The organism is Vibrio sp. SALL6 (assembly GCF_002002385.1).
GTDB lineage: Bacteria > Pseudomonadota > Gammaproteobacteria > Enterobacterales > Vibrionaceae > Vibrio > Vibrio parahaemolyticus.
Genome location: NZ_MQVK01000014.1, coordinates 74672 through 97403, shown reverse-complemented (window position 1 = coordinate 97403; position 22732 = coordinate 74672). Strand labels below are relative to the sequence as shown.

Below are 22732 nucleotides of genomic sequence, written 5' to 3'. Positions count from 1 at the left end.
TATGCAGCCCTACTGTGCCGATATGTATTAAAAACTTAAAAATAAATTCAACGTCGTATTTATCGCCTAAAAGCACAAACAAAAAGATTCATAACTAAATGTTTTAAAATGACTTATCAATAAAACAATGAAAGTTCATTTCCACGAAAAATATGACCATAGAATACCAATAACCCAAGTCAATTGTTTGAAAATTGCCATCAATTTAATTAGAGTACAAAACATTAACTCGTGATAAACACATAACAAAGGACAATTAACATGGATCCCATACTGGAAGTTAAGGGACTTTATAAAGTGTTTGGAGAAGCTCCGGAGCGAGCATTCTCACTCATCGAAAAAGGCGTTGATAAAGACGATATTTTTGAACAAACTGGCTTAACCGTTGGCGTCAACGATGTATCTCTGACCATCAATGAAGGCGAGATTTTTGTCATTATGGGTCTCTCTGGCTCAGGAAAATCCACTCTCGTTCGACTTCTCAATCGACTCATTGAACCCACCAAAGGCAGTGTTTACCTCAAAGGGAAAGACATCGCTCATATCTCCGAAGAAGAACTGCGCGAAGTTCGTCGTAACAACATTTCAATGGTTTTTCAAAATTTTGCGCTCATGCCCCACATGTCGGTGATAGAAAATGCCGCTTTTGGCCTAGAACTCGCAGGCGTCGATGTGACTGCTCGCCACGAAAGTGCATTATCAGCGTTGCAGAGAGTTGGATTAGACACCTACGCTGAATCGTTTCCTGATGAACTATCAGGTGGTATGAAGCAGCGTGTCGGTCTTGCCCGCGCCCTAGCTTGCGACCCCGATATTTTGCTGATGGATGAAGCGTTCTCCGCGCTCGATCCTTTGATTCGTTCTGAAATGCAGGATGAATTGATTCGTCTGCAAAATGATGATAAACGCACCATCGTGTTCATTTCGCACGACTTGGACGAAGCCATGCGCATCGGTGACCGAATTGCCATCATGCAAAACGGCGAAGTTGTGCAAGTCGGCACACCAGATGAAATTCTTCATAACCCCGCCAATGATTATGTCGAGGCGTTTTTCCGCGGCGTTAATGTCGCCAGCGTGCTAACCGTCAAAGATATTGCGCGCAAGAAGCCCGCTGCGGTATTCAAGAAATCGGAACACGACGGCCCAGGCTCTGCCATGCAAATCTTGATGGATCACGACCGTGATTACGGCATCGTCGTAGATAAATCTAGCCGATATTCCGGCATCGTTTCTCTCGACTCCTTACGCTTAGCCCACAAGGAAAATCGCTCCTTGGCCAGCGCACAATTAGAAGATGACGTGACCCTTCAGCCCGACCAGTCTGTGAATGACATTCTCGGCATCGTGGCGAGCGTTCCTTATGCTGTGCCAGTAGTCGATGAGCAAGGAACCTATTTTGGTGTCGTGACGAAGTCGCGTCTTCTGCAAACACTCGATAAGGATTAAACGATGTCTACAGAGCAAACAAATAACGATCCTTGGTCGCAAACCGCACCAACACAAGAAGACCCGTGGTCACAAGGTAGTGAGGCCGCAACTAACAACGATTGGTTGAACAGCGAAGCCGTGCAAGAGACACCTTTCGATATCATGAACCCATTTCAAGATGCCGTTCTCCCACTCGATAATTGGGTAGAATCTGGGTTGAATTGGCTCGTTGAACATGGTCGCCCTGTTTTTCAAGCCATACGAGTTCCGATCGATTTTATCTTGTCCTCATTCGAAACCGCGTTAGTCTCTACGCCGTCACCGATTATGGTGCTGATCCTATTTTTACTCGCGTGGCAGTTTTCTAACTTCAAACTTGGTTTATCAACGCTAGTATCGTTAGTGTTCATTGGCTTGATCGGCGCTTGGTCTCAAGCCATGACCACGCTCGCCTTGGTGCTCACTTCGGTGTTTTTCTGCTTGTTGATTGGCTTACCGATGGGGATCTGGCTAGCCAGAAGCCAAACCGCCGCCAAGTTTGTAAGACCAATATTGGATGCGATGCAGACCACCCCGGCGTTCGTCTACCTTGTTCCGATCGTGATGCTGTTTGGTATTGGTAACGTACCGGGCGTCGTCGTGACGATCATTTTCGCGCTACCGCCAGTGGTTCGATTGACCATTCTTGGAATTCAACAAGTACCGGAAGAGCTTATCGAAGCGGGTCACTCTTTTGGCGCAAACAAAAAGCAAATGCTGTATCGCATTCAATTGCCACTTGCGCTGCCAACGATCATGGCGGGCGTCAACCAAACCTTGATGCTTTCTCTATCGATGGTGGTTATCGCCTCGATGATCGCCGTGGGCGGTTTGGGTCAGATGGTGTTACGAGGCATCGGACGACTGGACATGGGTCTGGCCGCTGTCGGCGGTTTAGGCATTGTGATCCTCGCTATTTTGTTGGATCGCATTACACAAGAGCTTGGCATCAACGCCGGCAATACCAAACTTCGCTGGTACCATACCGGCCCTATCTCTTATCTGCTCAAATTTAAAAGCAACAAGAACCAAAACGACCTAAAACTTAGGAGAAATACGAATGAATAATTCATGGAAGAAAGCGCTGTCTGTCGGCGCGCTAAACACAATCGCATTTTCGACTTACGGCTTTGCCGGAGAGTTACCGGGTGAAGGTGTCACGGTTCAACCTGTACAGTCCACTGTCGCTGAAGAGACGTTCCAAACGTTGATTGTAAACCGTGCTCTGGAAGCTTTGGGTTACGATGTCCAACCAACCAAAGAAGTGGATTACAACGTCGGGTACACCTCGATAGCAAAAGGTGACGCGACGTTCTTAGCGGTTGGCTGGTTTCCGCTCCATGCAGACAAATACACCATGTCAGGTGGTGATGATAAGTTTTTCCGAGAAGGCCAATACGTCAGTGGCGCAGCGCAAGGCTACCTCATCGATAAGAAAACCGCCGAGAAATACGGCATTACGAACATTGGTCAGTTAAAAGATCCAAAATTGGCGAAACTATTCGACGCAAATGGCGATGGCAAAGCCGATCTTACCGGCTGTAACCCAGGTTGGGGTTGTGAAATGGTGGTTGAGCATCAGTTGGACGCGTTCAAACTTCGTGACACCGTCACTCACAACCAAGGTAATTACGCCGCAATCATTGCTGATACAATCTCCCGCTACAAAAAAGGTGACCCAATTCTTTACTACACATGGACGCCGTATTGGGTAAGTGGCGTACTTGTTCCGGGTAAAGACGTCGTTTGGCTAGAGGTGCCATTCTCGTCTCTTCCTGGTGAACGTAAAGACATCGACACCACACTGAAAAACGGCAAAAACTACGGTTTTGAAATGAACTCTATGCGCATCGTCGCGAACAAAGAGTTCACAGAGAAGAACCCATCGGCAGCGAAACTGTTCGAAATCATCAAACTGAATATCAATGATGTCAGCGCTCAAAACATGATGATGAGCCAAGGTAAAAATAGCGCGGCAGACATCGAAGCGCACGTAAATGGCTGGATTAAAGCCAACCAAACAACCTTTGATGGTTGGATTGAAGAAGCGAAGAAAGCGGCAATGTAACGCCCAAAAACCTTAAGAAACCGCTAAAGCTTTAGCGTATCTTTAGTTCCTCAGTGAGAAAATGAAAAGCCAGTCGATTATTTAGACTGGCTTTTTTATTTAGATCACTCAAAAAACATCGTATTAATATCAATTACATACCAGCACAAAACCCCAAAAGGCACTGCCATTTAAGCCTTCCTGTCGTTAAATAATTTATCAAAATTTCATTCCTTAAGAATTTCTTAAGTTTCGCGTTTTATTTTGTTGATAACTACTCAAACAAAGGAAGCGCTCATGAAACACCATGCACAAACTTCTGCAGATGGCTTTACTTTAGACATCGTTTATCCAATGCATCCGCTTTGGAGCCAAGTTATCGAGCATGTTTCTCAGCGTTATCAAGAAGCATTCTTTGCCGAGCTAAAACAATTTATGCCGGCGTATTTAACCCTCATTGAAGGCGGCCAAATTATTTCCGTATGCGGCTTTCGCATCGCCGAAGATGAGCCCTTGTTCCTTGAACAGTATTTAGAAGACGACGCCCAAAAGCTGGTTTCTAACGTATTTAACTGCGACGTAAAACGTTCGAACTTAGTGGAATTCGGTCACTTGGCATCTTTCGCTAAGGGCATGTCATCTCTTCACTTCTACCTCATCGCAGAAATGCTGGTCAACCTCGGTTTTGAATGGTGCATCTTCACCGCGACAGACCCACTTCACGCCATGATGGCGCGCTTAGGATTGGAGCCTCATATCATCGCGCAGGCCGATCAAAACAAAGTCCCCGATGCCGAGTCCACTTGGGGGTCGTACTACGAACATCAACCGCGTGTGTTAGCTGGCAATTTGCAAAAAGGACTAGAGCGTCTGCGATTAGTCCAAGAAAGAAAACGCAAACAAGCCTAGATAGAAAAGTAAACGTCGTTAAAAACGCAAACACAACCACAACAACTTGGTTAAACACAACGCAGAATATAGGTGATGTATGAATATTCTCCTCGATGCCATTACAAAATGGGCAAAAACGACACCAGATCGAGTAGCACTTGTCGGCTACGAAGAGAATCAAACGGTTGAACTGACTTACTCTGAATTGTTAAACAAGATCGAACTCGTTGCCGCCGAGCTTATTGCACAGAACATCAAAGCACTCGCGCTACGCGCAGAAAACAGCATCGATTGGGCCATTGTTGATTTGGCGGCGATGGCGGCAGACATAGTCGTTGTACCTATTCCGACTTTTTTCTCTGATGCACAAGTTGAACACACAATAGAGCAATCAGGCGTCGATGCTTTAGTTGGCGATTGGCAAGCATGGTTGGCTTCTCATCCTAAGCAAAGCTTTAACCAGCAAGACCATTCGTTTTCCATTGCAAATTTGCCTTTGCTGCGTCGTAACCAGTTTGGAGATGAAGATACACAGGTAGCTTATCTACCAGAAACCGGAAAAATCACATTTACGTCGGGCTCGACTGGTCAGCCTAAAGGCGTTTGTTTAAGCAATGATCATTTGTGTTTGGTGGCAAAATCGCTCGCCGACGCAGTAAATAGCGCGGCACACTCACACTTAGTGCTGCTTCCGTTATCGACACTTCTCGAGAACATAACCGGCGTTTATGTTCCACTCATGTTGGGCGTGACGTCATATATTTTACCCGGAGCGCAAACCGGCCTACTCGGTTCAAGCCAATTCGAGCCGGGTTTGTTTGCACAAGCATTAGCGACCATCAAACCAGAAAGCTTAGTGCTAACACCGGCTTTATTGCTTGCGCTCATTCACATCGCGAAACAGCAGCCCTCTCTTGTGGATTCTCTAAAATTTGTCGCCGTTGGCGGCGCAAGAGTGTCGTCGCAACTGATTAACACCGCGCATGCGCTGAACATCCCTGCGTTTGAAGGTTATGGCTTGTCTGAATGTGGCTCCGTCGTTTGTTTGAATACACCAGCCACATTTAAAGCAGGAACGTGTGGCAAACCACTTCCGCACACTCAGATTCGTATCGCGGAAGATGGTGAACTGCTCGTCAAAGGCAACGTTGCTCTTGGTTATTTGAATGAGCCGTTTACTCAAGAATGGTTAGCGACTGGCGACTTAGCCCAAATTGACGCGCAAGGTTTTGTCACTCTCTCAGGACGCAAGAAAAACCTTATCGTCACCGCGTATGGCAGAAATGTCTCACCGGAATGGATTGAATCAGAAGCGTTGGCGTTTTTGCCGATGACGCCGCTGATCGTTACAGGCGATAGCCAACAAACATTATGCGCTGTCATTATCAATAGCGAAGACGTCGAAGCAAAGGTTCATGCATTAAACCGAACCCTACCCGATTACGCTCAAATCCGAACCTTATTGATGCTGGACAACCCACGAGCCATCTGTGGTTGGTACACGGATAACGGCAAGCTCAAACGAAATCAAATTGAACATGATGTGGCTCAGTTATTAGCGTGCACAACGCCTGAATTAACGCTGCAAGCGCAAAAGATCCAACGCATCGATTTGCCCTTTCAGCAACACATTACGTCTTTCCAAACTGCATCTTAGTTAACGGCTTCTTAAGGAGAAGGTTATGACTTTATTTTTCGAACAACTCAAACAAAGCACTGCCGCTGCTCAACAAGCAATGTTAACTGCGCCAGTCATCGCAGACGTTCAACAAGGTAACATTTCCAAAGATATGTATATCGCCTTTCTCACCCAAGCTTACCATCACGTTAAGCACACCGTTCCCTTGCTGATGGCGTGTGGGGGCCGACTATCTGGCGAATACGAATGGGTACGAGACGCCATTGCCGAATACATCGAGGAAGAGAAAGGCCATCAAGAATGGATTTTAAATGACATCAAAGCGTGCGGCGGCGATGCCGAAGCAGTGCGCAATAACAAAGATGTAGGTCAAGTCGGTGCGCCGATTGAATTAATGGTTTCCTACCTTTACCACAACATTGACCGCCACAACCCACTCGCGCTGTTTGGCATGGTGTGGGTATTAGAAGGCACCAGCGTCGGCATTGGTGGCCAAATGGCAGAAAAAATCCAGTCAACGCTAAGCCTACCGCCTTCAGCAATGACTTACCTAATTTCACACAGCGTGTTAGACCAAGATCATCTGCAATTTTTTGAATCACTGATGAACAAAATCACCAAAGTGGAAGATCAACAAGTCATCATCGACTCCGCAAAAATGGTGTTTGCACTGTACGGACAAATGCTGCGCTCTTTGCCTTCCTTCTCAACCCAACAAGCGGCGTGAGGTGAGGCATGAACATTAACAACAGCACCATTCTCCTGACAGGCGCAACGGGCGGAATTGGGCGAGCCATCGCGCAAGAGTTAGCAAAACGCGGTGCTAGCCTCATTCTTGTTGGGCGAAACGAAGAGAGCTTGCAAACACTACAGCGTGAACTGTCAAATCCAGAACGTCATGATGTAGTCGTTGCAGACATCACCTCATCAGAAGGATTAACAGCGATTAAAGATCGAGCGCGTCAACATCAAAAAGTGGACGCACTGATTAACAATGCGGGCAGCAACGATTTCTCATTGTTAAGCCACAAACGACCAACGCAGATTGCAGACGAAATCCAACTCAATCTCGTCGCGCCGATGCTGCTGTGCCAGTCGGCATTGACATGGTTAAAACAGCCTGGGGTGATTCTCAATATTGGTTCAACATTCGGCTCAATTGGCTACCCTGGCTATACCTCCTATTGCGCGGCAAAAGCGGGATTGCACCGGTTTACCGAATCGCTCGACAGAGAGCTGTTCGCAACCGGAATCCGTGCGCTGTATTTAGCACCAAGAGCGACAGAAACCTCACTCAATAGCGATGCCGTCAATGAAATGAATCGACAACTGGGTAACAAAACGGACTCGCCGCAAGTTGTAGCCGATCACGTTGTCACCATGTTGGAAAAAGAAATTTCCGCGAAATGGATTGGTTGGCCAGAAAAACTTTTTGCACGCATCAATCAACTGCTTCCAAACGTGGTTTCTTCTGCGATTCGTAAGCAACAAGAAACCATTCACCAATACGTAAACCGAGTCAGTCATTGAAGAGGACATGGACGATGAATACCAAACAACTACTTTGCGCTTTAACGGTTTGTTCAACGTTAGCTTCGACCGCTGCGTTGGCAGGTAATGCTCCACTGCAACAGGTTCAAAAGAAATGGGCGGAATGTCAGTACAGCACGCCCGATGGTGACGAAAAGGAACAATGCTTCCATCGTGCGATTGCCAAAACCAGTATTTATCTCGACAGAGAACCCGGTAATCCCGAACTCACTGTTTGGCTGGCAATCAATAAAGCATCGCTGGCTGGTGCTCAAGGTGGCTTAGGTGCACTATCACTCGCCAAAGAAGCCAAATCTTTACTCGAAGGGGTAATTGCAACGTCACCGCAAACGCTTGATGGCTCTGCATACACCAGTTTAGGTTCTTTGTATTACAAAGTCCCGGGGTGGCCAATTGGCTTTGGTGATGACGATAAAGCCGAAGAAATGTTGAAAAAAGCGTTAGAGATCAATCCAAAAGGCATCGATCCGAACTATTTTTATGGAGACTTCCTTGCAGAAGAAGGTCGAGACAAAGAAGCGAAAGTGTATTTGACTCGCGCAATGCAAGCATCACCTCGCCCTGACCGACCTTTGGCGGATAAAGGCCGAAAACTGGAAATTGAAGTGACTCTTGGGAGATTGAAATAATCTATGCGCTTATTACTCGTAGAAGATGACAAACTACTCGGTCAATCCATGGTGACTTCATTAAGTCGCCATGGATACACCGTGGATTGGGTGGAAAAAGGGTCTGGCGTGACTAGCGCACTCAAAACAGAAGCGTTCACTGCCGTAATTTTGGATCTCACTCTACCCGATATCGATGGATTGGAAGTTCTGCGTAATATTCGCAAAGGCGGATTTAAGCTCCCAGTGATGATACTTACCGCACGAGACGACATTCGCGATCGCGTTCAAGGCCTTGATGGCGGCGCAGATGATTACCTCGGAAAACCGTTTGCACTCGAAGAGTTGCTCGCTCGCTTGCGTGTGTTGATTCGCCGTCAATCTGGCAGTGCAGAAGAAATCATTCAGGTTGGGCAGTTGTCTTTATCCTTATCGGAACAAAGCATTCGCTACGATGACGCGCCGCTTAAACTCACGCGCAACGAATTTAAAATCCTCACCAGCTTGATGACGAACGCCGGACGCGTACAAAGTAAGGAGCAATTGCAACAATCGCTACACGGCTGGGATGAAGGTTCAAGCGACAACGCGATAGAAGTTCACATTCATAACCTACGTAAAAAAGCCCCCAACGTCGCCATCAAAAACATTCGTGGTGTGGGGTACATTCTTGAAAAATAAAAAACCTTACTCCATTAAACGCCAACTGACGCTCTCGGTTGGCTTGTTAGTCAGCGCGCTTTTGCTTATTTCTTTGTACTTCAGCTTTCAGTCAGCCAAACACGAAGTCGAAGAAGTTTATGACGCTAGGCTTGGGCAATCCGCTAAGCTGATGCTGCTGACGCTGTCCATTTCAACCGAAACGGACACTCTCGCCAACCACAGAGAGCTATTCGACCAGTGGATGAAGAACATCGATTCTTTGGCAAAAAGCGACGAAGACAAAGCCACCAAATTTGGTCACCCCTACGAACAGAATCTCGTTTTTCAATTCTACCGTGACAACAAGTTGATCTGGAGTTCCACTCCGAATCTGCGCTCTCTTTCTTCTTCTTTTGACAACAACGGCTACGACGACATTACCAAAGACGGCGTGCAGTGGCGCACTTTCCAACTCTCATTACCACAAACTGAGCATGAGAACGAATACGTGGTCGTTGCTGAAAAGCAAAAGATACGGAAAGAGATCATCCACGAAATCGCTCTGTCGACGTCCATCGAACAGTTACTACTATTGCCGACTTTGCTGCTGTTGCTGTTCTGGCTGATAGACAGGTATTTCAGACCGATTAACGATCTACGCACGGCTATCACGCAACGAAACGTGCACCGCTTAGACCGCATTCATGTTACCGACAATACAACCGAGCTTGCTCCGTTGGTGGAAGCACTCAATTCATTGCTTTCTGAACTTGAACAAGCGTGGCAGAGAGAGAAGCGCTTTACGCGAGCCGCCGCACACGAGCTCAAAACGCCGCTGACAATCCTGCGCCTAAACGTAGAAAACGCTCTTGAAAGTAATGACCCAGAGCAGTTACGCGGAGACTTACACAACATCCTTCAAGGCATTGAAAGAACTGACCGTCTCATCCACCAACTGCTTACACTTGCTAAAGTAGACAGTTTATCTGAACGTGTCTTTGACAACGTCGAACTAACCCCATTGCTGCAAACCGTCGTCGCCGATTTAGCGCCACTTGCTTTAAGACAAGATCAAGACATCAGCCTCTCACCAGCGGAAGTCGCGCTTTCTGGCGACAAAATGTTGTTAGAAGTGTTGTTCCGTAACCTTGTAGACAACGCCATTCGCTATTCAGGCGCACACAACGAAATCCAAGTTAGTGTGCAAGAAAATAGAAATGCCATCAAAATCTTGGTTTCCGACACTGGCCCGGAGATTCCACAAGAAACGCGAGAAAGGATCTTTGAACAATTCTACCGAGGTCACTCAGAAAAAGGCGATGGTGCGGGGTTGGGCATGTCTATTTGCAAAGATATCGCCACGCTACACAGCGCAACGATAGAGCTGATTACGAGAGAAAATGGCAAGAACACGTTTGTCGTCGCATTCCCAAAGCACTAGCAAAAAAAAGACGACTAAAAAGGCGATATGGAGCACACTTCTATCGCCTTGTTTCGCACCAAGCATGAGACGCCTCCCACTCTTACATAGACATACGAATACTTACAATTCAGTCCATAGATTTTCATTATAATTCACGTTTATTTCACGCTCGCTTTGCTAGAAACGACACAACATCACGACTAAGTCCATCACAAAATAAATATGAAAAGTTCGTCTAAGAGCCCCATGTTTGGGCCATTGCAGCCTCTCGCTGTTTTTTCTTTGTTTTCACTTGCATTTTTGTCCATATCACGCATTTTACTCGCCTTTTGGCAGTTTGATCGTATTGAATCCTTCAACGACTTCCTTTACATCCTAGGCCAAGGCGTGCGTGTTGATATCGCAACGTTATGCTGGTTGTTCATCCTCCCTGCTCTGCTTTCTTCTTTCATGCCACTAAAAGGCAAGGTCGGAGAATGCTGGAAATGGGTATTGCGCTTGTGGATGGTCGCTGGGCTATGGATTCTTGTGTACATGGAATTGGCAACGGCGCCATTCATTCAAGAATATGACCTGCGTCCAAACCGCCTGTTTGTTGAATACCTCATCTACCCGAAAGAAGTGATGAGCATGCTTTGGACTGGCTACAAACTAGAACTGTTTATTGGTGCAATCGGCACCGCTTTGACGCTAGTTTTAGGCTGGAAATGGAGCAAAAAACTGACCGATAGCGCGCAACAAATCAATTGGAAATGGCGCCCTCTTTTGGCGATTTTCGTTGTGCTTCTTTGTGTTGCAGGCGCTCGTTCGTCTTTGGGTCACCGTCCGCTCAACCCTGCTATGGTGGCGTTTTCGAACGATCCACTGCTTAACGACTTAGCACTGAATTCGTCTTACTCATTGCTATTTGCTGTCAACAATATGAAGTCAGAAAAGAGCGCAGAGCAGTTCTACGGCAAGATGGACAATCAAAAAATGTTGGATCTCGTTCGCGCTTCATCAACGAAGGTCGACTTTGATCCTACATTGCTACCAACCATGAACAGCAACCCAGCGACGTACCAAGGCAAGCGTAAAAACTTGGTTATCTTGTTACAAGAGAGCTTGGGCGCACAGTTTGTGGGCTCTTTGGGTGGTCTGCCTCTTACACCAAACCTTGATGAACTAATGCAAGAAGGCTGGCAGTTCACACAAATGTACGCAACGGGCACTCGTTCAGTTCGTGGTATCGAAGCGGTAACAACAGGCTTCCCGCCATCGCCTTCTCGCGCGGTTGTTAAACTGAGTAAGAGCCAAACGGGTTTCTTTACTATTGCTGATTTGCTGAAAGAACAAGGCTACCACACACAGTTCATTTACGGCGGTGAAGCAAACTTCGATAACATGAAGACCTTCTTCTTCGGCAATGGCTTCGACCAAATTGTTGAAGAGAAAAACTATACGAACCCAGGCTTTGTTGGCTCTTGGGGAGTGAGTGACGAAGATCTTTACAATAAAGCAGATGAAGAGTTTGAGCGTCTTTCAAAAGGCGACAAACCTTTCTTCAGCCTTGTGTTCACATCAAGCAACCACAGTCCTTATGAGTACCCAGAAGGTAAAATCGAACAATACGATTCTGAGCACATGACGCGAAACAACGCGGTGAAATACTCAGATTACGCTTTGGGAACGTTCTTCGACAAAGCGAAAAAATCATCATACTGGGATGACACGATTTTCATCGTAATTGCGGACCACGATGCTCGTGTATTTGGTGCAAACCTTGTTCCTGTTAAGCACTTCCACATCCCTGCTTTGATCATTGGTAAAGACATTCAACCACGTAAAGATGACCGCATCGCCAACAACATTGATATGCCGCCAACGCTGCTGTCTCTTATTGGTGTGGACGCAAAAACACCGATGATTGGCCGTGACTTAACTAAGCCACTGGCTCGCGAAGATGAACGCGCAATGATGCAGTACGACAAAAACTTCGGTTACTTAACCCGAGATAACTTGGTTGTACTTTCTCCTGGCGAAAAAGTGTCGACCATGGAATACGACTTTGAAAGCCAAACGATGAAACCGCTAGAGGTCGATGAATCCGTTATTGACCGAGCAAAAGCAAACGCGCTGTTTGCATCTAAAGCGTATCAAAACAACTGGTACTCTTCGAAACGTACCAACTAATATCCGCTGATTCAGTTAGGAAAAAAGGAGCCAAATGGCTCCTTTTCTTTGTTTTAGAGCGACTAGATTTTTAACGTGAAAATTCACTACTGACAACACCTGTCATGCTCTTTCGGTAAATTCAGCCTCATCTATTTAACAAAGTTGAGGAATAATCCATGCTGACTATCAATTCATTCGTTCTCTATGTAGAAAACATCCACGTAAGCCAAACATTTTACTCGAGACTGTTTGATTGTGAGGTCACGCTTTTATCTCCTACATTTGCTTCTATGCCAGTTTCCCATGGCGTCAAACTTACGCTCAAACAAAGTAACGCGCTCACTCCAGTCAGCATGGTGAAAGGTGGAGGAACCGAGTTATCGCTGTCTGTAGCAGACGGCCATCAACTGGAACTGGTTTACAACAAGTGGAAAGAGATGGGCGTAGACTTTATTCAGCCACCAATAACCTCGGTGTATGGGTTAAATTTTGTAGCTACCGATCCTGATAAGCACCGCATTCGTGTGTTCATCAGTGAATAAAAATGCGTTAAAAATGCTTTTTACCATTCCCAACTAGACTTCAATAAATTAGACTCATGGGACACTTATAAGCTGCGTTGTATATAACTAAAGGAATGCCCATGAGCTCAAGTATGATCCTTAGCGAATCCCTAATTGAAAGTGGACGTGATATCCCACTAAAAGAACTGCTTTATGCTAAGCGCGTGTTAGACAACTACATGGCGGTAGCAAGAGACACAAGCCCGCTTGAGCTATTAACAGAAATGAAAGCTGCAGCTAAACAAGTAGAATACTTCACTACAGATAACAATCCGTGTGAAGCGCGCAATGTCATTAGCAGTATGATTGATGAGATCGACAGTGCAGAAACGTTTGCTGCTTTCAAAACTCTCGCAGGAAAGCCATCTCAAGCTTTGAACGAATTAATTGAAGATCGTGCTCAACTCATTAGGTATGAACGAGAACTTTTGCTTGCATCAGGTTATGATGCCTCTCGTATCTAACGAGTTTTAGCTTAACATAGGTAAAAGGAAAGGAGCTCAGTGAGCTCCTTTTTATATGAACAATCGAGTGTATTGTTGAGCTTATAAACCCATATCCGATGTAATTTCTTTGATCTGTTTGAGATCCATTTTGTAGACTTCAATTAGTTGATCGATTTGGCTAAGTCGAGAATTTGCTTCATCGTGCTTATCGCAAGCATCGGATTTTACATCCCACGACTTCCCTTCTAAGAACACATCACATTCTTTCTTCAGCTTGTCGATTTTCGGCAGTAGCTTCTCGCGCTCTTTCTCTAACGCTTCTAGATCTTGCGAGATTTTGAGTTCTTTCTGGAACACTTCACGAGAGCGTTCAAACATGGTTGCTTGCATATCCGCTTGGCGAGTTAGCTTTTCATTCTCTGTCTTGCTCGAGCTCAACTTGTCATTCTGTTGCTTCACTTGAGATTCCAACGACAAGTTAACCTTCTCGACCTCGGTAAGCTGAGTTTGTAGTTTTTTCAGCGCTTTCTGATGTGCAGCGTCCTTTTCTGCGAGCAGTGCATCCACTTTCTCTTGGATTTCTTTGTCTAGCGACTCTTCACGAGTTTTAACTTGAGAAACTAACGCGGTTTTATCTTGCGCAAGCGCTTGATATTTATCTTCTAAAACTTGGTAAGTAGATTCCCATTTATTAGCCGTCAAAACGGAGCCAACCAAGCCCCCAAATGCCAGGCCTAGTACCGCTGCAATTGCGATATATATGTGTGTGCGTTTGTCACGTTCCTCAATGACAACCACTTCATCTTGTTCTTCAATATTTTTTTGAGAAGTCACCGTATATTACTCCAAGGACTCTTCTATCTTGCTAGCGAATCAGTTCCGCAATCACAATGGATGCGGTATAAATCAGGAATGCGCCGATCAATGTTATGACAGTCGCTTTTTGGACTTTTTCATTGGTTCGATAACGGAATAGCACAAACGCTACAACTATCAATACCGCAATGGCTAACAATCTGGTCATACAGCCTCCTTGTCCAATCGCGTAAAACTGACTAACTCCTGAGACAGTTTCACAAAAGTTTATTGTAACTCATTTCTACGTTACGCAAGGTCAACTTAGCGTAGATTTTCATCCGCGTGCGCTAGATTGGATCAATTTTGTGCTCTTAATTGAATAACTTACCTAAGGCCCACTGGCGATGCATTACCAAAGATTATGTTGGTAAGTGAGAATATTACCAATAGAAATAGTATCGATTCCCTACTCTACTCAACAAACCTCTATCCAGTACGTCATAAAAATACCTTTTGTTCAAAAATGTGTTGAAAATAAATCGTCCAAGGGTGTTGAAATGGTCAAGAAACATGATAGAGTTCACACGTTAATGGTGACCAGCATCATTAACTAACCTTTACTCATTTGATTGAGTAAATGTTCCGATGAAGACTGCAGGAGAGTGGTTATTAACCAAACCTTAACATTTGGTTAGATTAACTCGCCGAAGAATTAACTATTTCAGGTGCTACCTTGGTAGCGGGGACTGTAGTTGGAGGAACCTCTGGAGAGAACCGTTAAATCGGTCGCCGAAGGAGCAAGTCCTGCACATGTGTGCGGGGTGAAACTCTCAGGCAAAAGGACAGAGGAGTGGAAAGTTACAACCTAACTATTTGGCGTTCCCGCCTTCTTTAAATAGCTTAGTTCTATTAGAGATCCTTGATCTCGTCCTTTCCCTCTTCTCCTTATTAGTTGTTTTATTAAGGGGAAATCATGAACGACCTACAATCTTTACTACAAACCATTGATAACTTTGTCTGGGGTCCACCACTGCTTATTTTGCTTGTGGGAACCGGTGTTTACTTCACTTTTAGCTTAGGCTTGATCCAGTTTAAACACCTACCAACCGCGTTAGCGATGGTATTCAGTAAAGATAAGTCATCTGATAAACAGGGTGACGTTTCTAGCTTCGCAGCACTTTGTACTGCACTTTCTGCAACTATCGGTACTGGTAACATTGTCGGCGTTGCAACCGCAATCAAACTTGGTGGCCCTGGCGCCCTATTCTGGATGTGGCTTGCTGCCCTATTCGGAATGGCGACGAAATACGCTGAGTGTCTGCTTGCTGTTAAATACCGACGCGTTGACGACAATGGCCAAATGATTGGTGGCCCAATGTACTACCTACAATATGGTGTTGGCTCTAAAGCACTAGCCATCATGTTTGCGGTATTCTCACTTGGGGTTGCTTGTTTTGGTATCGGTACGTTCCCGCAAGTAAATGCGATTCTTGATGCAAGTGAAATCTCTCTAGGTGTAAACCGTGAGCTTGCAGCTTTCATCCTGACGCTTTTGGTTGCATTTGTAACTCTAGGTGGCATCAAATCTATCGCAAGTGTCGCAGGTAAAGTGGTTCCAGCAATGGCGCTGTTTTATGTGTTGGCGTGTCTTAGCGTGATCATCATGAACGCAGATCAACTACTAAATGCTGTTGAACTTGTGTTGGTATCTGCTTTCACGTCTACCGCAGCAACGGGCGGTTTCCTAGGTGCTAGCATCATGTTGGCAATCCAATCTGGTATTGCGCGTGGTGTATTCTCAAACGAATCGGGTTTGGGTAGCGCGCCAATGGCCGCAGCAGCAGCGAAAACAGACTCTTGTGTTAAACAAGGTTTGATTTCGATGACAGGTACCTTCTTCGATACCATCATCATTTGTACCATGACAGGTCTAGCCCTGATCCTAACTGGCGCTTGGCAAAGTGACTTGTCAGGTGCCGCGATGACAACACATGCCTTTGCTGTTGGTCTCAACGCAGAAACATTTGGCCCAATGCTGGTGTCTATCGGTCTGATGTTCTTTGCGTTTACAACGATCCTTGGTTGGAACTACTACGGTGAGCGTTGTGTGGTGTTCCTAATGGGCACAAAAGCGGTTCTGCCTTACAAGATTATCTTCCTTGCTCTAGTGGCTTCAGGCGCGTTCCTGCATCTAGACATGATTTGGATTCTGGCAGATATCGTAAACGGTTTGATGGCGATCCCTAACCTTATTGGTTTGATTGCGCTTCGTCATGTTGTACTGGCAGAAACTAAATTGTTCTTTAACCCTTCAGTTCAATCTGATGATCTTGATGCGGTAAAAGCATAGCTCTACAAAGAACCGTTAAGCCTGCACTTAAACGAGTTAGAAACCTTAAAACACAAAGCCCGCTCATTTTTAGCGGGCTTTATTTTTATCTAGATTCAGATGACAGCGTTAATCACGTAACCACTGATGTTCAACCTTCTCCCCACGCTGTTCAAAAAACTTAGCATTTTGCTGTTTGAACTGATCAACTTTAATATCCGCGATTGGCCAATGGGCAAAATCTTCCGTAATGAAAGACTCATCAACGCCAAATTCTAGCGAATCCAAATGCTTACCTATGTAACGGTAAAAATAACTCTGTCCGACGCTATCACACACCATTGGCACATGCGCCATTCGCTGGCGATTCACTGATACGGATGCCCAAGTTGTGGCGTTCGGTTTGCAAGTTTTCTCCTGCACAACATCGATTTCAAACTTGTTGTCTAACGTCGTAGATACAAAAACGACGATCGCATCGTCAAGGTAAACTCGTCTTAACAAGAGCTGTTTGGTGTCGTGCGTTCGCGCCTTTTGGATACCATTAGAAAACGGCTCAAAGTGCGCCCAGTGCCACCCCCACTCCATCCCCCGAGGTGAAAACTTGATTTGTGGTAATGTCATCCAAGCAACAGCACTCGCAAACCCCAACAAAAACAGCGTCAGCATTAAAGCAAGTCGGTATAAATTGCGCATTTAAAGTGGTTCTTCAATCAGTAACTTAATTCCTAGCGCAACAAGCACAGCACCTGTTACTCCTTCCATCCATTTCATAAAGCTGGCATTTTTGAGCAAGTTCTTTGCTGAGTTTAAAGCCCCCGCCAAGCCACATTGCCAAACCATTGCGATAACAAAATGGATAGCGGCCATCGTCATAGATTGCAACAATGGTGAGCCTTCCGGGTTAACGAATTGCGGTAAAAATGCCAAGTAAAACACTGCCGTTTTTGGGTTTAGTACATTTGAGAGAAAGCCCTCTCTAAACGAACGTTTTCCACTGTATACCTGCTGAATTTGTTCAGCGACAGTAATGCCTCCGTCTGAAGCCATTAGCGCTTTCAAACTGCTGATACCAAGCCAAATGAGGTACGCGGCTCCAATCATTTTAACGATTTGGAATAGCTCAGCGGATTGTGCAAGGATGGCAGAAATGCCCACGGCAGAGAAAAACGCATGTACAAACAAGCCAAAACAAATGCCTAAACTTGTTGTACACCCATCTTTTAAGCCCGAACGACTTGTATTACGAAGAACTAATGCGGTATCCAGCCCCGGCGTCAGCGTTAAAATCGTGATAGCGATAAGAAACGCTTCAAAATTTAGTATGTCCATATTGTTGTGAGAATTAATGGGTAATGCGTCATCAATACCGCCAATCAACTCGATTCGCAAGCTTCTTTTTTAAGAGCGCTATACAACCGGATGAATTTGTGGACAATGAGACGTCATTAAATGTTAATTATTAGTAAATTAACTTCAGTTGCTTAGCGCGACTTGATATGAAGGACCCTTTTCGGGTGTTTAGGGAAAGAACAAAAATAAGAGTAGTCACAATGAATGCATTTACAAAACTCGTCGAACATTCAAAAAAAGTCGCCAACTTTGGCCATTTGTTAGAAATTGTAGGCTGGGATCAAGCTGCTGTGATGCCATCAGGCGGTGCTGAAGCACGCTCCAACGCAATGGCTGAACTTGAAGTACACATCCACTCGCTCATGACTCAGCCGCATCTTGAGGATCTATTTGCACAAGCAGAAGAAGAAACCCTCGCCACGCAAGAGCGAGCCATGTTACGTGAAATGAAACGCGAATGGCAGCTTGCAAACCTTCTTCCAGAATCATTAGTTCAAGCAAGTTCTCTTGCCGGTTCGAAGTGTGAGCACGCTTGGCGCACACAGCGTGCTAATAATGACTGGGCCGGTTTTGAGAAGAACTGGGCAGAAGTTGTAAAGCTATCCCAAGAAGAGGCTCAAATTCGTGCAGACGCAAATGGCACAACGCCATACGATGCGATGCTAAATGTTTACGAGCCAGGCACGACGTCGGCTTCTTTAGATACACTGTTTTCTGACGTCAAAACATGGTTGCCTTCTTTAATTGACGAAGCAATAGAAAAGCAAAAATCAAATAACATTCTGCTTCCTAACGGCCATTACCCTGCTGAAAAACAAAAAGCACTGGGCTTGCAAGTGATGAAGCTGCTTCAGTTCGATTTCGAGCATGGTCGACTCGATGAGAGTGTCCATCCGTTCTGTGGCGGCGTTCCTACCGATGTGCGTATCACGACTCGTTACGACGAGAGTGAGTTTATGCAATCATTAATGGGAATCGTGCACGAAACTGGCCACGCTCGTTATGAACAAGGCTTACCTAAGGAATTGGCTGGCACACCAGCGGGTGAAGCGCGATCGATGGGCATTCATGAATCACAATCTCTATTCTTCGAGATGCAAATTGGCCGCAACAACGCCTTTATCGATCATCTTGCTCGCTTGGCTTCAAATCATTTCTCTGGTAACGAGTTCGCGAAGGACAATCTAGCGAAGATATACACGCGAGTAGAAAAAGGCTTCATCCGAGTTGATGCAGATGAACTGACCTACCCTGCGCACGTTATCCTTCGCTACGAAATTGAACGAGATCTCATGAACGGTGTGATTAAACACACTGACGTCCCTGAATTGTGGAACGAGAAAATGAAAGCGTATCTGGGTCTATCTACAGAGGGCAACTTCAAAAATGGTTGTATGCAAGACATCCATTGGACAGACGGCTCTTTTGGTTATTTCCCATCGTACACACTAGGAGCCATGTACGCGGCACAATTTATGGCAGCGATGAAGAAGACGATCGACGTTGATGGTGTAATTCAAAGTGGTGACCTTTCACCTATCTTTACTTGGTTATCAGACAATATCTGGAGCAAAGGTAGCTTGTTAACAACCGATGAGCTCGTAAAACAAGCAACAGGTGAAACACTTAATGCTCAACACTTCCAAGCCCACTTAAAAAGTCGTTACCTATAACTGCTGAGCTTAGACTCTAGAAAGTCAATGCCCAAGGAACGTAGCTCCTTGGGCATTTTTCTTTTTAAATACTGATATCCATTGCAGGGACAAGTCTTGGTTTATACAAGCAGTCTTCACCTTCTGGCCTGGTTTTAAAACGTCGGTGGAGCCACATGTATTGGCTTGGGCTTGCCATGATAGATGTTTCAACGATTTTATTAACGAAAGCCGCAGCACTATCGGGATCGTCTTTTGGAAAACCATCCACTGGCGCATCAATCGTCAAGGTATAATGCCCATCTTCGCCTCTGACCATCGTAAATGGGACAATTGCGCAATTTGTATTATCGACTAGCAAGCTAGTGCCCGTTGTTGTACAGGCATTTTTAACCGCGAACAACGGAGCAAACGTCGAACGTCTGTTTCCGTAATCATGATCCGGCGCATACCAAACACGCTCGCCAGAGTTGAGTGCTTCAAGCATGGCTTTGACATTTTTACGATCGATCAACGTACGGTTAGAACGAGAACGACCTTTGTATTGGAAATAGTCGAAACACGGATTGTTGTTTGGTCGATAGACACCCGTCCCAGATTTTTGAATGCCAAATGCGCGAGCACCTAATTCCAAGTTCATTGAATGGACGGCCAACATTAAGGCACCTTTACCGGACTTTTCTAACGCTTCTAAATGCTCCATTCCTTTAATCGTAACGTGCTTACTGACTCTTTTATCTGACCAAAACCATGCCATCGCTGTTTCAAAGAGTGCAATACCGGAGTTGTCGATATTATCTTTTAAAATTGCCTCGCGTTGAGATTCGCCCATGTGAGGAAAACAAAGCTCAAGATTGCGCCGTATCGTCACTTGACGCTTTTTCATTATTCGCATGGCTAAACGGCCAATACCGCGTCCTAGCGCTAATTGAATATTAAAAGGAAGAAGGCTCAATGAGTACATCACGCCGATGAGAATTAACGTACCCCAATAACGAGGTAAAAGAAATTTAGCCTTAAATTCAGGCTTTTTGTATTTATTCATGTATGAAATGTCAGATGCGAGCATCTATAAGTGGGAGAAACAATGATAATAAAAAGCACTTTTATCATTGATAACGCTAATAACATAAATTAAAGCGCGCGGATTCTATGGTTCTTCGACACACTACACAATAAGAACTTTACAAGAATATGTTGGGCGTGCAAAAACACCAAAGACGCGCTCGGACATTAACATCTACTGGTGAAATGATTCCACCCGCCTTTCATAAAGTTTGGATAAACATAACCGTGTATTTACAATACCTTGGATTGCGTATTACCCCCAAAGAACGGCGATCAAAAAAATAGCCGCAAACAATCCAGCGATAACTAACATTAAGTATGATAGCTTGCCTGTTCCACCTTTTGGCGCTTGATTACAACATCCCATTTGACTTCTCCTTAACGATTTTCGTTCCCTTTAACTTAACGCTTACCCTTGGGTGAAGGTCAACCTGAGGCAGTTTGTTGTGTGTCTCTTTTACTTTTTTCGCGCCAATACACCAACGCAAACGTTTATATTGCTTACAAATAAATCACTGAGTTTTCGGTTCATTTTTGGGTAAATACATACCATTTTTCGCTATATACCCGCCGTTTATAACAACCCTACAATACGCGCGTCTTACTTGTAGCACGCGGGTTTTCCAACCATGAATTCGTGGCTCGTTTATTAAAGGTATCGAATGAGCAATATCGCTAAGTCCGCTGTTAAACTCAGTGTTTTCTCTGTGATCATGATTACGGTTACATCCGTTGATAGCATCAGAAACATACCGGGTGCCGCCTTATTTGGTAGTCATGCCATCTCTTTCTTTTTACTTGCTGGTTTATGCTTTTTCATTCCCACAGCTTTAGTGTGTGCCGAGCTAAGCACGACTTACCCTCAACAGGGTGGCGTCTATCTTTGGGGAAAAGAAACGATTGGACCTAACTTCGGCTTTGCGACCGTTTGGTATCAATATGCGGAAAATATCGTTTATTACCCGCCGCTGATCTCTTTCATTGTCGCTACAGGTGCCTACCCATTTTTTCCTGAACTAGCGCAGAATAATATTTTCATGTTAATCATGATTAACGTGATTTTTTGGGCGCTAACATTGGTAAATATATTCGGCTTACGTTTGTCATCGATGATCACAAACGTGTTTGGCACTCTAGGGCTCATTTTCCCAATTTTGCTGATCATTGGCTTGGGTGGTTACTGGGCATATACCAATCCGGGTGAGTCTCATATCTCCCTTAGTCATGTCTCTGACTGGCTACCCGATTTCTCTCAAGATGGAATTGGGGCAGGTTTCACCGCAGTCGTGCTTTCATTGACTGGTTTAGAAATTACCACCTCATATGCAAGTGAAGTAGAAAATCCACAAAAGGCGTATCCAAAAGCACTCTTAGCTTCTACGGCGCTGATTTTGGTTTCTTTAACAGCTTGCTCGCTGTCAATTTCATCGGTGGTATCAAGCGATCACGCCAGCTTAAGCGAAGGTGTGATCTTGGCGTTCAAAACCTTCTTTGATGATTTGAACCTCTCGTTCATGCTGCCTGTGATAGCTTTGGCGATTGTGTTTGGCACGCTAGCAAGCTTGAATAACTGGATTATTGCACCTACGAAGAGTTTGCATGTGGCGGCGAAAGACCAGTTTATGCCACTCGCACTGTCGAAAGAAAATCAAAACCAAGCACCTGTCGCCCTACTCTTATTGCAAGGGGCTATCGTTAGCGTGTTGTCCTTAGTGTTTATTTTGGTTCCAAACGTTAACCAAGGTATGTGGCTGCTGAACATCTTAATGACTCAGCTATACATGGTGATGTACGTGTGTATCTTTATTAGTTTTTTGGTGTCACGACGCAAACACGCAAACATCGAACGACCATTTAGAGTCCCTGGCGGCAAAGTGGGAATGAGCTTAGTGGCAGGTTTAGGATTAATTAGCTGTATGATCACTATCGTGGTGTCGTTCGACGTACCAGCAGGTATCAGCGCAGAAACGGGCGCGTATGCACTCGTATTGGGGTTCATCGCATTCAGTTTGCCAGCTATCGCGGCGGTGATGTATCGCAATCGAAAAGTTCGCTCTCAAGCTCAACTAATCGAAGCATTAGCAAGCTAATTTTTCCG

Annotated in this window: 21 protein-coding genes and 1 riboswitch; of the genes, 16 read left to right on the top strand and 5 right to left on the bottom strand. The window is 45.2% G+C overall.

What is annotated here, in order from left to right; all coding sequences use genetic code 11:
* Positions 1-261: 261 nt before the first annotated feature.
* The 13 genes from proV to BIW15_RS08370 all read left to right on the top strand — a co-directional run bounded on the left by proV (position 262) and on the right by BIW15_RS08370 (position 13452).
* Positions 262-1449: a glycine betaine/L-proline ABC transporter ATP-binding protein ProV gene (proV, locus tag BIW15_RS08430; RefSeq protein ID WP_025521681.1), complete on the top strand. Its 1188-nt coding sequence runs from the start codon at positions 262-264 to the stop codon at positions 1447-1449.
* A gap of 3 nt (positions 1450-1452) precedes the next feature.
* Entirely contained in the window at positions 1453-2538 is a 1086-nt protein-coding gene (proW, locus tag BIW15_RS08425) for a glycine betaine/L-proline ABC transporter permease ProW (RefSeq protein ID WP_077280832.1), read from the top strand.
* Positions 2531-3538 carry a glycine betaine/L-proline ABC transporter substrate-binding protein ProX gene (gene proX, locus BIW15_RS08420; RefSeq protein WP_077280830.1) on the top strand — a complete coding sequence of 336 codons (1008 nt, stop codon included), beginning with the start codon at positions 2531-2533 and terminating at the stop codon, positions 3536-3538. Before proW ends, proX begins: the two co-directional genes overlap by 8 nt.
* A gap of 276 nt (positions 3539-3814) precedes the next feature.
* Positions 3815-4426, top strand: a complete 612-nt coding sequence (locus tag BIW15_RS08415; protein ID WP_015296838.1) for a thermostable hemolysin — start codon at positions 3815-3817, stop codon at positions 4424-4426.
* A 79-nt stretch (positions 4427-4505) separates the two neighbouring features.
* On the top strand, positions 4506-6065 hold the full coding sequence (locus BIW15_RS08410; RefSeq protein ID WP_077280828.1) for an AMP-binding protein: 1560 nt from the start codon (positions 4506-4508) through the stop codon (positions 6063-6065).
* 25 nt (positions 6066-6090) lie between these two features.
* On the top strand, positions 6091-6774 hold the full coding sequence (locus BIW15_RS08405; RefSeq protein ID WP_005500425.1) for a TenA family transcriptional regulator: 684 nt from the start codon (positions 6091-6093) through the stop codon (positions 6772-6774).
* Between the two features lie 8 nt (positions 6775-6782).
* Entirely contained in the window at positions 6783-7577 is a 795-nt protein-coding gene (locus tag BIW15_RS08400; RefSeq protein WP_069488589.1) for an SDR family oxidoreductase, read from the top strand.
* Between the two features lie 14 nt (positions 7578-7591).
* Positions 7592-8227 carry a hypothetical protein gene (locus tag BIW15_RS08395; RefSeq protein ID WP_143694958.1) on the top strand — a complete coding sequence of 212 codons (636 nt, stop codon included), beginning with the start codon at positions 7592-7594 and terminating at the stop codon, positions 8225-8227.
* A gap of 3 nt (positions 8228-8230) precedes the next feature.
* On the top strand, positions 8231-8887 hold the full coding sequence (locus BIW15_RS08390) for a response regulator (RefSeq protein WP_005464355.1): 657 nt from the start codon (positions 8231-8233) through the stop codon (positions 8885-8887).
* Positions 8877-10289: an ATP-binding protein gene (locus tag BIW15_RS08385; protein ID WP_179115250.1), complete on the top strand. Its 1413-nt coding sequence runs from the start codon at positions 8877-8879 to the stop codon at positions 10287-10289. The genes BIW15_RS08390 and BIW15_RS08385 overlap by 11 nt, the downstream gene beginning before the upstream one ends.
* A 204-nt stretch (positions 10290-10493) precedes the next feature.
* Positions 10494-12443: an LTA synthase family protein gene (locus BIW15_RS08380; RefSeq protein ID WP_060657624.1), complete on the top strand. Its 1950-nt coding sequence runs from the start codon at positions 10494-10496 to the stop codon at positions 12441-12443.
* Between the two features lie 158 nt (positions 12444-12601).
* Positions 12602-12967 carry a VOC family protein gene (locus BIW15_RS08375; protein WP_029856628.1) on the top strand — a complete coding sequence of 122 codons (366 nt, stop codon included), beginning with the start codon at positions 12602-12604 and terminating at the stop codon, positions 12965-12967.
* Between the two features lie 101 nt (positions 12968-13068).
* Complete coding sequence (locus BIW15_RS08370; protein ID WP_025521641.1) at positions 13069-13452, top strand: hypothetical protein; 384 nt, start codon at positions 13069-13071, stop codon at positions 13450-13452.
* A gap of 81 nt (positions 13453-13533) precedes the next feature.
* Here BIW15_RS08370 and BIW15_RS08365 read toward each other — a convergent pair whose 3' ends face one another.
* Positions 13534-14268, bottom strand: a complete 735-nt coding sequence (locus tag BIW15_RS08365; protein ID WP_062853899.1) for a hypothetical protein — start codon at positions 14266-14268, stop codon at positions 13534-13536.
* Between the two features lie 31 nt (positions 14269-14299).
* Entirely contained in the window at positions 14300-14458 is a 159-nt protein-coding gene (locus BIW15_RS08360) for a hypothetical protein (RefSeq protein ID WP_005477734.1), read from the bottom strand.
* A 528-nt stretch (positions 14459-14986) separates the two neighbouring features.
* Positions 14987-15088: riboswitch (glycine riboswitch) on the top strand.
* A gap of 117 nt (positions 15089-15205) precedes the next feature.
* Between BIW15_RS08360 and BIW15_RS08355 the strand changes: the two genes are divergently transcribed.
* Positions 15206-16582, top strand: coding sequence for a sodium:alanine symporter family protein (locus BIW15_RS08355; RefSeq protein WP_005464704.1), 1377 nt, complete (start codon positions 15206-15208; stop codon positions 16580-16582).
* 108 nt (positions 16583-16690) lie between these two features.
* On the opposite strand, the gene BIW15_RS08350 is transcribed toward BIW15_RS08355, so the two are convergent.
* Together BIW15_RS08350 and BIW15_RS08345 are read right to left on the bottom strand one after the other, a co-directional pair.
* Positions 16691-17257, bottom strand: coding sequence for a hypothetical protein (locus tag BIW15_RS08350; protein ID WP_005477711.1), 567 nt, complete (start codon positions 17255-17257; stop codon positions 16691-16693).
* Complete coding sequence (locus BIW15_RS08345) at positions 17258-17893, bottom strand: LysE family translocator (protein WP_005464660.1); 636 nt, start codon at positions 17891-17893, stop codon at positions 17258-17260.
* A gap of 221 nt (positions 17894-18114) precedes the next feature.
* Here BIW15_RS08345 and BIW15_RS08340 point away from each other — a divergent pair, with 221 nt between their 5' ends.
* Positions 18115-19587 carry a carboxypeptidase M32 gene (locus BIW15_RS08340; RefSeq protein ID WP_021486516.1) on the top strand — a complete coding sequence of 491 codons (1473 nt, stop codon included), beginning with the start codon at positions 18115-18117 and terminating at the stop codon, positions 19585-19587.
* 64 nt (positions 19588-19651) lie between these two features.
* Here the strand turns inward: BIW15_RS08340 and BIW15_RS08335 are convergent, their stop codons facing one another.
* Positions 19652-20611 carry an LpxL/LpxP family Kdo(2)-lipid IV(A) lauroyl/palmitoleoyl acyltransferase gene (locus BIW15_RS08335; protein ID WP_005500398.1) on the bottom strand — a complete coding sequence of 320 codons (960 nt, stop codon included), beginning with the start codon at positions 20609-20611 and terminating at the stop codon, positions 19652-19654.
* Positions 20612-21296: 685 nt separating this feature from the next.
* On the opposite strand from BIW15_RS08335, the gene BIW15_RS08330 reads away from it, so the two are divergent.
* On the top strand, positions 21297-22724 hold the full coding sequence (locus tag BIW15_RS08330; RefSeq protein ID WP_025587532.1) for an APC family permease: 1428 nt from the start codon (positions 21297-21299) through the stop codon (positions 22722-22724).
* Positions 22725-22732: the final 8 nt, after the last annotated feature.

Excerpts from the sequence above, each read along its gene's own strand:
- proV (WP_025521681.1), top strand. The coding sequence starts at position 262 with ATGGATCCCATACTGGAAGTTAAGGGACTTTATAAAGTGTTTGGAGAA.
- proW (WP_077280832.1), top strand. The coding sequence starts at position 1,453 with ATGTCTACAGAGCAAACAAATAACGATCCTTGGTCGCAAACCGCACCA.
- proX (WP_077280830.1), top strand. The coding sequence starts at position 2,531 with ATGAATAATTCATGGAAGAAAGCGCTGTCTGTCGGCGCGCTAAACACA.
- BIW15_RS08415 (WP_015296838.1), top strand. The coding sequence starts at position 3,815 with ATGAAACACCATGCACAAACTTCTGCAGATGGCTTTACTTTAGACATC.
- BIW15_RS08410 (WP_077280828.1), top strand. The coding sequence starts at position 4,506 with ATGAATATTCTCCTCGATGCCATTACAAAATGGGCAAAAACGACACCA.
- BIW15_RS08405 (WP_005500425.1), top strand. The coding sequence starts at position 6,091 with ATGACTTTATTTTTCGAACAACTCAAACAAAGCACTGCCGCTGCTCAA.
- BIW15_RS08400 (WP_069488589.1), top strand. The coding sequence starts at position 6,783 with ATGAACATTAACAACAGCACCATTCTCCTGACAGGCGCAACGGGCGGA.
- BIW15_RS08395 (WP_143694958.1), top strand. The coding sequence starts at position 7,592 with ATGAATACCAAACAACTACTTTGCGCTTTAACGGTTTGTTCAACGTTA.
- BIW15_RS08390 (WP_005464355.1), top strand. The coding sequence starts at position 8,231 with ATGCGCTTATTACTCGTAGAAGATGACAAACTACTCGGTCAATCCATG.
- BIW15_RS08380 (WP_060657624.1), top strand. The coding sequence starts at position 10,494 with ATGAAAAGTTCGTCTAAGAGCCCCATGTTTGGGCCATTGCAGCCTCTC.
- BIW15_RS08375 (WP_029856628.1), top strand. The coding sequence starts at position 12,602 with ATGCTGACTATCAATTCATTCGTTCTCTATGTAGAAAACATCCACGTA.
- BIW15_RS08370 (WP_025521641.1), top strand. The coding sequence starts at position 13,069 with ATGAGCTCAAGTATGATCCTTAGCGAATCCCTAATTGAAAGTGGACGT.
- BIW15_RS08360 (WP_005477734.1), bottom strand. The coding sequence starts at position 14,458 with ATGACCAGATTGTTAGCCATTGCGGTATTGATAGTTGTAGCGTTTGTG.
- BIW15_RS08355 (WP_005464704.1), top strand. The coding sequence starts at position 15,206 with ATGAACGACCTACAATCTTTACTACAAACCATTGATAACTTTGTCTGG.
- BIW15_RS08350 (WP_005477711.1), bottom strand. The coding sequence starts at position 17,257 with ATGCGCAATTTATACCGACTTGCTTTAATGCTGACGCTGTTTTTGTTG.
- BIW15_RS08345 (WP_005464660.1), bottom strand. The coding sequence starts at position 17,893 with ATGGACATACTAAATTTTGAAGCGTTTCTTATCGCTATCACGATTTTA.
- BIW15_RS08340 (WP_021486516.1), top strand. The coding sequence starts at position 18,115 with ATGAATGCATTTACAAAACTCGTCGAACATTCAAAAAAAGTCGCCAAC.
- BIW15_RS08335 (WP_005500398.1), bottom strand. The coding sequence starts at position 20,611 with ATGAATAAATACAAAAAGCCTGAATTTAAGGCTAAATTTCTTTTACCT.
- BIW15_RS08330 (WP_025587532.1), top strand. The coding sequence starts at position 21,297 with ATGAGCAATATCGCTAAGTCCGCTGTTAAACTCAGTGTTTTCTCTGTG.